The sequence below is a fragment of the uncultured Chitinophaga sp. genome (assembly GCF_937874145.1).
Lineage (GTDB): Bacteria > Bacteroidota > Bacteroidia > Chitinophagales > Chitinophagaceae > Chitinophaga.
The window spans coordinates 1-11903 of sequence record NZ_CALNBI010000461.1; the positions used below are offsets into that span (position 1 = coordinate 1).

Annotated in this window: 10 protein-coding genes and 1 riboswitch; of the genes, 8 read left to right on the plus strand and 2 right to left on the minus strand. The window is 55.6% G+C overall.

The window, feature by feature from the left end; translation table 11 throughout:
* Positions 1–115: 115 nt before the first annotated feature.
* Positions 116–1159: an NAD(P)-dependent alcohol dehydrogenase gene (locus Q0510_RS22225; RefSeq protein ID WP_298716612.1), complete on the plus strand. Its 1044-nt coding sequence runs from the start codon at positions 116–118 to the stop codon at positions 1157–1159.
* Positions 1160–1308: 149 nt separating this feature from the next.
* Positions 1309–2595, plus strand: a complete 1287-nt coding sequence (locus Q0510_RS22230) for an acetyl-CoA hydrolase/transferase C-terminal domain-containing protein (protein WP_298716614.1) — start codon at positions 1309–1311, stop codon at positions 2593–2595.
* On the opposite strand, the gene Q0510_RS22235 is transcribed toward Q0510_RS22230, so the two are convergent.
* Positions 2592–3428 carry an alpha/beta hydrolase gene (locus Q0510_RS22235; protein WP_298716615.1) on the minus strand — a complete coding sequence of 279 codons (837 nt, stop codon included), beginning with the start codon at positions 3426–3428 and terminating at the stop codon, positions 2592–2594. The two genes, Q0510_RS22230 and Q0510_RS22235, sit on opposite strands and share 4 nt — an antisense overlap.
* Before the next feature lie 80 nt (positions 3429–3508).
* A riboswitch (cobalamin riboswitch) is annotated at positions 3509–3711 on the plus strand.
* A gap of 166 nt (positions 3712–3877) precedes the next feature.
* Between Q0510_RS22235 and Q0510_RS22240 the strand changes: the two genes are divergently transcribed.
* The 6 genes from Q0510_RS22240 (at position 3878) to Q0510_RS22265 (ending at position 11115) form a co-directional block, all read left to right on the plus strand.
* Positions 3878–5194, plus strand: a complete 1317-nt coding sequence (locus Q0510_RS22240; RefSeq protein ID WP_298716617.1) for a DUF5074 domain-containing protein — start codon at positions 3878–3880, stop codon at positions 5192–5194.
* 2 nt (positions 5195–5196) lie between these two features.
* Positions 5197–7191, plus strand: a complete 1995-nt coding sequence (locus Q0510_RS22245; RefSeq protein ID WP_298716619.1) for a TonB-dependent receptor — start codon at positions 5197–5199, stop codon at positions 7189–7191.
* A 17-nt stretch (positions 7192–7208) separates the two neighbouring features.
* The gene (locus tag Q0510_RS22250) at positions 7209–8345 is read left to right on the plus strand and encodes a YncE family protein (protein WP_298716621.1); all 1137 of its coding nucleotides are present in this window, start codon (positions 7209–7211) and stop codon (positions 8343–8345) included.
* A 32-nt stretch (positions 8346–8377) separates the two neighbouring features.
* On the plus strand, positions 8378–9550 hold the full coding sequence (locus tag Q0510_RS22255) for a PKD-like domain-containing protein (RefSeq protein ID WP_298716624.1): 1173 nt from the start codon (positions 8378–8380) through the stop codon (positions 9548–9550).
* Positions 9551–9617: 67 nt separating this feature from the next.
* Complete coding sequence (locus tag Q0510_RS22260) at positions 9618–10523, plus strand: mechanosensitive ion channel domain-containing protein (RefSeq protein WP_298716627.1); 906 nt, start codon at positions 9618–9620, stop codon at positions 10521–10523.
* A 43-nt stretch (positions 10524–10566) separates the two neighbouring features.
* Entirely contained in the window at positions 10567–11115 is a 549-nt protein-coding gene (locus Q0510_RS22265; RefSeq protein WP_298716630.1) for a hypothetical protein, read from the plus strand.
* A 218-nt stretch (positions 11116–11333) separates the two neighbouring features.
* On the opposite strand, the gene Q0510_RS22270 is transcribed toward Q0510_RS22265, so the two are convergent.
* Positions 11334–11903 (minus strand): DUF481 domain-containing protein (locus Q0510_RS22270; RefSeq protein WP_298716633.1); only part of this gene is annotated, 570 nt, incomplete at its 5' end.

Below are 11903 nucleotides of genomic sequence, written 5' to 3' on the forward strand. Positions count from 1 at the left end.
TTTTGACGGCGGGATCGCGGGCGCCGTTTCCCCGATACGGTATTTCCTTACCTTTACCGCGTTGCTTCAACAAACCCGGTCAACACATTGTTAACTTTATTCTAACCACAAACATATGACGACAGTTAAAGCTTATGCCGCCCAGGACGCAACGTCGCCCGTAGCTCCCTGGCAATTCGAGCGCCGGGATCCCGGTCCGTTCGACGTGGAATTCGATATCCTTTATTGCGGCGTCTGCCACAGCGACCTCCACCAGATCCGCAACGAGTGGGGCAACTCCATTTTCCCCATGGTTCCCGGGCATGAGATCGTGGGCCGCGTAACGCGGGTGGGCGCTAAAGTCACCAAATTCAAAGCCGGCGACCTTGCCGCGGTGGGCTGCCTGGTAGACAGCTGCCGGAAATGCTCCAATTGCAAGGACGGCAACGAGCAGTATTGCGAAAACGGTTCTTCCGGCACGTATAATTCCTACGAACAGGATCACGCCACGCCCACTTATGGCGGGTATTCCAATATGATCGTGACCGATGAAGCTTTCGTGCTGAAGGTATCCGACAAGCTGCCGCTGGCCAACGTGGCGCCGCTGCTTTGCGCCGGTATCACCACGTATTCGCCGTTACGCCACTGGAAAGTGGGCAAGGGGCATAAAGTGGCGGTGATGGGGCTTGGCGGCCTCGGGCACATGGCCGTGAAGTTTGCGGCGGCTTTTGGTGCGGAAGTGACCATGCTCAGTACCAGTCCGAAAAAGGAAGCCGACGCGCGGGCGCTGGGCGCGCATAAATTCGTGCTGACCACCGACAAGGAACAGCTGAAACCGGTACGCAACTATTTCGATTTTATCCTGGATACCGTTTCGGCGCCGCATGATTACAACCTGGCACAGAGCCTGCTCCGTACCAACGGAGTGCAGATCTGTGTGGGCGTTCCGCCGACGCCGTTGGAGATTGCTGGTTTCAGCCTGATCGGCAACCGCCGGAGCATCGCGGGCTCCATGATCGGAGGGATCGCGGAAACGCAGGAAATGCTCGATTTCTGCGCGGAATATAATATTGTGTCGGATGTGGAAGTGATCGACATGAAATATGTGAACGAAGCTTATGAGCGCATGCTGAAAGGCGATGTGCGGTATCGTTTCGTGATTGATATGGCCACTTTGTAAGGGCCGCACATCCAGCCCGAAACCATTCCCCTGGTTTCGGGCTGTTTTTTGTCAGTTTCCGGGATGATTCCGGCCCGTTTGAAGGGGAACGGGGATCATTGCGCCGGGCGGAATCCCCCGGTATCTTTGTTCAAAACCTCGAATTTTTCATGGAAGTAAAATACATCGACGCCGCTACAGCCGTAGCGCAGATCCAATCCGGACAACGCGTATTCGTTCATGGCAGCGCCGCCACTCCCGAACTCCTCGTGAAAGCCCTGCAGGCGCGGCAGGCTGAAGTCAAAGGCGTAGAGCTGGTGAGCATTACCACGCTCGGCAACGTAAATTTCGACGCCCCCGAATGCCGGGAAAGCTTCTTCTTCAATTCCCTGTTCGTGTCTGCCGCCACGCGCGCGGTGGTCAACAGCGAATCCGGCGATTACGTACCCATCTTCCTCAGCGAAATCCCCCAACTTTTCTACCGCAACATCCTCCCGCTGGATGCGGCATTCATACAGGTTTCCCCACCGGATGCGCATGGTTATGTGAGCCTCGGAACGTCCGTCGACATCGCGAGGGCTGCAGTGGATACCGCCCGGTACGTGGTGGCCCAGGTGAACCCCAATATGCCCCGCACGCATGGAGACGGGTTCATCCACATCAGCAGGATCCATGCGATGGTGTGGCACGACGCGCCGCTGCCCCTGGTGGACTATTCCGCCGGCGTTACGCCCGCCGTGGAAAGCATCGGGAAGCACGTTGCCGCGCTGATCGAAGACGGCGCCTGCCTGCAATTGGGCATCGGCACCATCCCCGACATGGTATTGCGCAACCTCACCGGGCATAAAGACCTCGGGTTGCATACCGAAATGATGTCGGACGGGGTGATTCCGCTCATCGAAAGCGGCGTCATCAACAACTCCCGCAAAAAACTCAATACCGGCAAAACCGTTACTTCTTTCATGACCGGCACGGAGAAGCTGTACAAGTTCGTGCACGACAACCCTTCCATCCGCGTGATGGACATCGGGTATGTGAACGATACTTCCGTGATCCGCAAGAACCCCAAAGTGGCGGCTGTCAACAGCGCCATCGAGATCGACATTACCGGGCAGGTGTGCGCTGATTCCATCGGCACCTACCAGTATTCGGGCATCGGCGGGCAGATGGACTTCATCCGCGGCGCTTCGCTGTCGGAAGGCGGCAAGCCGATCATCGCATTGCCATCCGTCACCAATAAAGGCATTTCGCGCATTACGCCGTTCCTGAAAGAAGGGGCGGGCGTGGTGACGACGCGGGGGCACATCCATTGGGTGGTAACGGAATTCGGATCGGTGGATCTTTTCGGGAAGAACCTGAAGCAGCGCGCCAAAGCCCTCACCGGCATCGCCCACCCGGATCACCGGGAAGCGCTGGAGAAAGTGTATTTCGAAAGGTTTCTGAAAGGAAGGGGTTAATCCGGCGGGTGGAGCCGCACGCCGCTCAGCCAGCCCGCCATAAACTGGAAGATTTCCAGGCGCTGGGGCTCGTTGTGCATTTCATGATAAAGGCCATCCCATTCTTTATACGTTATTAATTGCTGCGGCGCCAGCTGCGCAAACTGACGGGAGCCGTCGACGCTCGTGAATGCATCTGCATTGCCGTGCATGAGGAGCGACGGGATTTGTAACCTGTCCGCATGCCGGAGGCACCAGATCCCGTTGCTCACTAAAATATGCATGAGCCGCAAACTCGCGTAGGGGTGGCGAAGCGGGTCCTGTTCAAATTTCTCCACTTCTTTTTGATCATGTGAAATCTTGTTGATATCCAGCGGTGCTTTGACGCGCAGATGGGGCAGGAGTGAAGCCCCCGCGCGCAGGATACCCCGCAGTACCCTATTGGGATTTTGCGGCAGGAGCAATGCCGGCGCGGAGATCACAGCCGCCTGCGCGTCAGGCTGGCGGTGCAGCAGCAGCCCCGTGAGCAATCCCCCGCCCATGGAATGCCCGTAGAGGATCATGGGCGCAGGGTGGCGGTCCCACGTGGCCTGGAGGAACGCTTCGAGGTAATCGAAGATGGCTTCCAGCGGCAGGGCATCACCACGCTTGCCGTCACTTTTGCCGTGACCGAAATGATCGATCCCCGTCACGAGGTAGCCTTCTTTATTGAAAAAGTCCGCCATCGGCGCATACCGTTCCAGGTGCTCGCCGATGCCATGGATCACCACCATCACGCGGTGGTAATGCTCCGGTTGCCAGGTGATGCCGTGGAAGTTGCGGCCTTTGTACGACCAGGTGAAATCATGTTTCATGCTTCAATATAACCCCCGTTATTCAAATTTGTTGGAGTAACCGTTGACGGGAATCATTTGTTTAATTCCAACCATAACCGTAGGTTTGCACCGCATTTGGTTGCAGACCCCTTTCCGGGGGCGCGCATTAAAAGGGAATCCGGTGCAAAACCGGAGCTATCCCCGTAGCTGTAATCCTGCATTCGTATTTACCGGCATCACTGCATGCCACTTTCCAAAAGAAGGGAAGGCAAGCCGGTAAAGCAGGAGAGCCAGAAGACCTGCCTCATGTTTTTACCATTCAACGCTTTCGGGTGAAAAGCCAGGGATGTAAAGCCTTACAGGGCATTATATTCTCATTTTAAGAACCCTTTGTGCGCGTAGGGATCGTCGTGCGCATGAACAGGCAACGTATTGCCTGCACAGCACACGCTTCCCGGATGGTTGTTTCGGAAAAAATAAAACCAAATATGAAACAACATGTACGCATTACGCTGGCGCTGGCCGTTATGGCCTTCGCAGCCGCCTGTAACAAAAAAGACGATGCAAAGCCCTCCGGCCCGAAGATCCACATCGCCAAACCGGAGCAGACCATCGCCGTGGGGCAGTCTGTAGAACTGAAACCGGAGTTCACGCAGGACGCGGGAATATCCTTCCGGTGGACCGTCAACAACGAACCCGCAGGCACCAGTGCTTCCTTTACCTTCAAACCGCAAACGCAGGGCGATTACAAGATCACTTTCGTGGCCAGCACTACGCATGGTAAGGATTCCGCCAATTACCGCATTACCGTCCTCGGCCAATACGCCAACGGCATCCTGCTCCTCAACGAAGGCTGGATGGGCACCGAAACCGGCAGCGTATTCTGCTACCAATATGGTGCAGACACGCTCGTGCCCTGGGTCTACAAAGCCGTCAATCCCGGCAAAACCCTCGGCGGCCTGGCCAACACGCTCCAATACGGCTCCATTCACAACGGCAAACTTTACCTCGTCGTGAAAGCCGGCGGCCCCCTTGTGGTCACCGATGCAACCCCTCTCGTGGAAACCGGCCGTGTCAACAATATCGCTTCCGGCAAAGGCATGACCTTCCTCGGCCTCGACGCCACCCGCGGCCTCATCGGCGCCACCGACGGCATCTATCCCATTAACCTCAGCACCCTCGCCATCGGCGCTAAAATCACCGGCGTATCCGGCGCTACCGGCAATATGGTCAAATCCGGCAACTACGTGTTCGCGCACAACAGCACCGACGGCATGGCGGTCCTCAACGCCCCCACCTACGCCGTTGTGGAAAAGCCCTTCAAAGCCACCATCGGGTTCGTTACCGGCAAGAACGGAAGGATCTACGGCGCAAAGGATTCCCTGCTGATGTCCGTACACCCCACCACGCTGGTGAAAGATTCCGTGAAAATGCCCTTCCGTGCCGTATCGCCGTTCGGTGCCTGGAGAAGCGTGCAGATGACGGCTTCCACGCTCAACGACCACATCTTCATCATCCAGCCCGGTTCCGGATGGAGCTATGGCAAAAAGCTGTACCGGTATGTTGCCGGCAACGCCGCATCCATCAATGAACCTTTCATTACCCTGCCCGACGACCAGTGGTTCTACGGTTCCGGCGTAAACTACGATCCGCGTACCGACGAGCTGGTAGTTACCACCATCAACGGCGCCATGACCGGCCGCATCAACAAAGTGGCGTTCTATAACGCGCAAACCGGCGCCCTCAGGAAAACAATCACATACGAAGGCTGGTACTTCCCGGCCATGACCGTACTGCAACCATAACCATGAAATCCCTCTGGAAAATCCGCTGCACCGGGGCCTGCCTGCTACTTGCAGGCAGCGCCGCCGCGCAGGAAATCCCCGATTCCAACCGGGTGCGCGACCTGCGGGAAGTGCGCATATTCGCGCCCAGGCCCGTCCGCGAAATATCACCGGGACAAACGTTACAGGGCGCGCAGCTGCAAAGGCTCGGCGCCCAGTCGGTGGCCGACGCCATCCGGTATTTCTCCGGGCTGCAGATCAAGGATTACGGCGGAGTCGGCGGGTTGAAGACGGTGGACGTCCGCGGGATGGGCACCAACCACACCGCCGTGTTCTACGACGGGATCCAGCTGGGCAACGCGCAAAACGGGCAAATCGATCTCGGGAAATTCTCGATGGACAATATGCAGGCTGTTTCCCTCTACAACGGGCAGAAGAGCAATACTTTCCAGCCCGCGAAAGATTACAGCGCTTCCGCCGCCATCTATCTCACACCGCTACGGCCGGAGTTCAGGGACGGGAAGAATTATTTGTTGAAAGGTATCGTCAAAACCGGTTCCTTCAGCCTGCTCAATCCCGCCGTCCTCTATCATCAGAAACTCGGCAAACGCACCGCGCTGTCGCTGAACACGGAATATGTGTATGCCGGCGGGCAATACAAATTCCGCTACCGGAAAGTCAACGGTTACGACACCACCGCCATGCGCAAGAACGGCGACGTGAACGCCTTCCGCGCCGAAGCTTCCCTGCATGGCAGCATGCCCTCGGGTGACTGGAGCACGCGCGTGTACTTCTATGACTCCGAGCGCGGGCTGCCAGGGTTCGTCGTCAACGGGGTATTCGGGCACACCGACCGGCAGTGGGACCGCAACTTCTTCTGGCAGGGCCAGTTCCGGAAAGATATCGCCAAACGGTACAGCGTGCTCGTCAACGCCAAGTACGCGAACGATTACACGAGATACGTAGCATCGGATCCCACTTGGCTGCTGATCGACAATACCTACCGGCAACAGGAAGCCTATGTTTCGGTTGCGCAGCAATACACCATCAAACCCTGGTGGACGGCGGGCTTGTCGGCCGACTATCAATATAACCTGCTCAACGCCTCGCTGAAGAATTTCTCTTATCCCCGGCGGCATACGGTGCTGGGGGCGCTCAGCAGTTCGGTGACCTTGCCGCGCTTCAATGCGCAGGCCGCCCTGCTGGCGACGCTAATGAACGAAAGCGTGCGGCTCAACAGCGCCTCCGGGCCAAAAAGAGAACTGACGCCTTCGCTGGTACTGTCGTGGCAACCGGTTAAAAATGAAGATTTCAGGCTAAGGGGGTTCTACAAGAACATCTTCCGCATGCCCACCTTCAACGACCTGTACTACACCGAAATCGGCAACTCGCGGCTGGACCCGGAATACACCATTCAATACGACGCCGGTTTCACCTGGAACAGGCCGCGGCCCGGCAAAGTCCTGGAGAATATTTTCCTCGAAGCGGACGCCTACTATAACGAAGTTACCGGCAAGATCGTGGCCATGCCTACCGTCAGCCAGTTCCGGTGGACCATGGTGAACCTCGGGTTCGTTAAGATCCACGGGCTCGACGTCCGCGCAGGGGCCACCGCGCTGATCTGCAACCAGGTTAGGATCGCTGCGCGGATGAGTTACACTTTCCAGCAGGCCAGGGATTGGACCGACCCGCAAGACAGCTTCTACGGCGATCAGATCGTATACCTCCCCCGGCATGCCGGTTCGCTCATCGCCAGCTTGGATTATGGCGACTGGGGGCTGAATTACAGCCAGCTTTACACCGGCGAACGGTACAATGCCAAAAGGAACATCCCCGAGAATTACATGCAACCCTGGTACACCAGCGATCTGTCGCTGCGGAGGGTTGTGCGGGTAAAGAAAACGGAATTGACCCTTACGGCGCAGGTCAACAATCTTTTCAACCAGTTCTACGATGTGGTGATCAGCTACCCGATGCCGGGAAGAAATTACAAAGCCGTGCTGGCCGTGCAACTATAATTCAAAACATCAAAACCATGCAACGAACTTTATTACGCTTGTCTTTTTGCCTTTGGATGATGACGATGGCCTGCCGGAAAGGGGACCATATCGTTCCGCCCGTGGTGACGCCGGTGGATTCCGCGAAGGTAGACGGTTACCTGGGCTTTTACCTGCTGAACGAAGGGAACATGGGCAGCAATAAATCCACGCTGGATTATTACGATTACACAACCGGCAACTACGTCAAGAACATCTACGCCACCATCAATCCCAATATGGTAAAGGAATTGGGGGATGTGGGAAATGATATCCGGATTTTCGGAAGCAAGCTGTATGCCGTCATCAATGTATCGAACAAGGTAGAAGTGATGGATGCCCGCACCGCCAAACGCATCGGCCAGATCAACATCCCCAACTGCCGGTACCTGGCTTTCGCGAACGGGAAGGCGTATGTGAGCTCATACGCCGGCCCGGTGGTGATCGATCCCCACGCGCCCATAGGCTACGTGGCCGAAGTGGACACCGCCACGCTCCAGGTAACCCGAAAGGTGATCGTGGGGTACCAGCCGGAAGAAATGGCTGTGGTGGGCAACAAGCTGTATGTCGCCAACAGCGGCGGATACCGCGCCCCGAATTACGACCGCACCGTTTCCGTGATCGACCTGGAAACGTTCACTGAAATCAAAAAGATCGAAGTCGCCATCAACCTGCACCATGTTAAAGCGGACCGGCATGGTGATTTGTACGTGTCGTCCCGGGGGGATTATTACACCGTCCAACCCTCCCTGCATATCATCGACACGCAGACGGACCGCGTGAAAAAAAGCCTCCCGCTGGCCACCAGCAACCTCTGGATGCACGGCGACACCGCTTATGTCTATGGATCGGCGTTCAGCTACAACACCCACGAATGGACGATCTCCTACAACATGCTTGATCTGAAAACGGAGACCCTGCTGCCGGGCAGCTTCATCACCGACGGTACGGACAAGCAAATCAAAATGCCCTACGGCGTGGCGGTACATCCCGTTACCGGAGACATCTATGTAACAGATGCCCGTGATTACATTTCTCCCGGCACGCTGTATTGCCTGGACAAGCAGGGCAGAAAGAAGTGGTCTGTCACCACCGGCGACATCCCCGCGCATTTCGCGTTCCTGCCCGCACCCTAAAATCATCATTCATAAAAAAAACAACCTTACATATGAAAAGACATCTGCAATGGCCCGCGCTGGCACTCCTGATGGGTGCAGCCGCCTGTTCCTCCAACGACAAAGACGCCGTAAAGCCCCTGCCTGTCATCGACATGAAATCCCCTGCGGGCGGGTTCACCCTCGACCAGCGCCAATGGCTGCGCATCAGTCCGCAGGTTACGAATGCGGAAAGCGCTTCCTATCTGTGGTTACAGGGCGAAGATACCTTGTCGCTCGAGCGCGACCTGCTGCACGTGTTCGGCACGCCGGGAGAAAACACCTTGCAACTGAAAGTGAAAACCGCGGCAGGGGAGGCTACCCAAACCGTGAAAGTGACCGTAAACGCCCAGGCCTATACGAATGGCGTATTCAAAGTGCATGATTTTCAACCGGCGCCGGCGCAGTTCACTAACAAGCTGCCCCTTTGGAACGAAGGCGATACAGAAGCTGCCATGATCACCAAAGCTGAAGCGGCCCTGAAAAGCGGCAGCATGATCTGCCTCGGCGGGTTCGGCGGATTCGTGGTGATGGGATTTGATCACACCATTATTAACGTACCGGGCGAATATAACTTCCAGGTGCTGGGCAATGCGTTCCAGAACTGGGCGGAACCGGGAATCATCCAGGTGTCGGCGGATGTGAACGGGAACGGCCAGCCAGATGATGAGTGGTTTGAGATCAAAGGCTCCGCGCACGATTCGGCGAAAACCGTCCGCAATTACGAGATCACCTGGCACAAGCCCTCCGCGAACCACGTGCCAACTCCGAACACGCAGTACGCCTATATCACGGACATGAATTACATCAAATGGACCGACAACAAAGGCGGTTCGGGCTATATGGAGAAAAACTCCTTCCACTCCCAAAACTACTTCCCCAACTGGAAAGGCGAAACGATCACGTTCAAAGGCACCATGCTGGACCCCGACCGGATCAGGGACCAATCGGGCGGCGGCTCATTCTTCGTAAGCCCCGCATATGAGTACGGGTATGCCGACAACTGGGCCAATATGGACGAAAAATCCGGCATCAAGATCGACTGGGCGGTGGATGCCAACGGCAAACCCGTAAAACTGAAAGGCATCGATTTCATCCGGGTACACACCGGTATGCGCGCGCAGGGCGGCTGGCTCGGCGAAGTGTCGACCGAGGTGAGCGGCGTGAAGGATTTAAATATCAAATAATATTTAACAAATTGTCCCGGTGCATACTGCCGGGACAATCTTTCATTTTTGCGTAGATTTGTAGCCCATGGTAATAGATCAGGCTACATATAATCAGAAGAAAATCCACCGGCAGGTATTGATATTCATTATTAAAATACTGGTATATGCCGCGGTGGTATACGTTAACCTCACCCAGCGCGACCTGTTTAAGAAATATGAAGTAATAGGGAGTATTTCCAACGCCCTGTCGCTCTTTCTTGGCGCCAACCTGCTGATTTCCATAGGCTGGCTGGTGATGATCAGCTGGTATTTACGGAAAAACCACCTCAAAAGGCTCACCCGCGACAACTTCGTGCTGGGCATCAACCGCATCAGTTCCGTCCTCAATACCGTGATGGCCCTCGTATCGGTCATGGTCCTTTTCGGCGTCAACCCTTTCAATATGTTCGTGAGCGTGAGTATCGCGGCGGCGGCATTTGCGCTGTTGTCGAAGGATTACGTGACGAACATGATCAACGGTCTCATCATTATGTTTTCCGACCAGTTGTCGTTGGGCGACCAGATCCGGGTGGGGGAGTTCCGGGGGAAGGTGCTCGATATTACGCTGATCAACGTGGTGTTGCAGAACGACGACGACGACCTGGTGCTGATCCCCAACTCCGTCATCTTTTCTACGATGGTGCTCAACCAGAGCAAGCAGAACATCAAAAAGCTGACAATTGAGTTCGAGCTGGATTTGAAATACCAGTCTTCGCCCGATGAGCTGGAGCAGTCGCTCAAATCCGTTTTGCGGCCTTTCGCTTCCAATATCACCGAAAACAGTTTTTCGCTGAAGATTTTGGAGATCAAAAAAGACCTGGTGCATTACAAGGTGCAATTCCTCATTCCGCGGCCGGATAAGGAAACGGAGCGCAGGATGCGGCGGTTGCTGATCAATATGATCCTGTCTTTCTCAGGCAGGGAAGTGAATACCACGGAAAACGGCGGATGATTGGAGGGCATTTACTATATTGGGCGCCTTAAACCAGCTCAATATGATGGAAGAACTGACAGCAGGCATCGGCTCCCGCGTGCAGCACGCGCGCTTCGGGCCGGGCGTGATCATCGGGGTGAAATACGCCCAGTACGTTGTGACCTTTATCAATGAAGGCGTGTTGGAGGTCGATAAAACGGACCCAAAATTCGAAGTGCTCTACTCCGAAAACCGCTCCGCCGAAATTGAAACCGCCTCCGAGCTCGAAACCTCCCTGCTCAAAATCCTCCGCCTCTGGAACGGTTTCTCCGAAATCGTACCGCTGGGCGACCGCTGGACCGGCGGTACCCTCCCCCTCACGCCCAAAGACACCAGCCAAAAAGGCAAAGACGTACCCATCGAAGTCTTCTTCCACAAGATCGTCATGGTCCGCGACAGGCTCCGCGTTCTCGAGCAGCAGATCAACGCGCACAAACTCCTCAGCGACGAAGACAAGGTCAATCTCCAGCAATATATCACCCGGATTTACGGTTCGCTGACCACCTTCAACGTGCTCTTCCGCGACAAGGAACACTGGTTCACGGGAGATAAAAGCGGGAAAGACGACTGATCAATTGAAATTTTACTTCAAATACGGCCGGCGCAACGATGTGCCGGCTTTTTTATGCGCAAAACCCTATTTGTGTAAAAACATCCGGAAATCCTTACTGCGCCCATATTTCAGGGAATCAACACGATATGCATGCAGATAATCGAAAAGGGTAGGGAGGTGGAAAATAAATGTGTAAGAAGTACAGAAATTGAATACACGCTGAAATGATGCGTAAATCAAAACGTATAGCCGACACCGAAGACCATGCTGATGTCGGATGTGCCGTTGGCGGCAACAGATGGGCGGCTGTCGTACGAATTGTAAAAAGTGATGTTGACATTGAAGTCGGAAATGATCTCCCAGGCCAGGCGCGTTTCGCCTTCGAGGCGGGTGCGGCCGCGCTGGTTGACGCCGAAGAACAGGGTTTGGGTGGTGGACAGGCTGATGTAGGATGGGTTGGTATATTTGAAGGCATTGAAGGAAAATGCGAGGGGCACTTCCTTGAGGTTATTGCTCCGCCGCCCGTCGATATACACTTCCTGGTTGAACACCACGCCGGTTACCACGCGCGCATGGATCCAGGGGTTCACGAGCACTTTGGCGCCCATGCCCAGGCTTTGGGCAAAGCGGCGGACGAGCCCCAGCTGCAAATTGCGCTCGTAAGCCACAGACACCGCCGGGAAGAAGAAAGGCGTGAGGTCGTACAGCACCTGCACATTGACATCCTCGCGCTCGCGGCTGACGGAGTCGCCTTTGTTGAAGCTGGTGATGCTGGAAAAAGCCGGCCGCACTTCGTACCTGCGCTG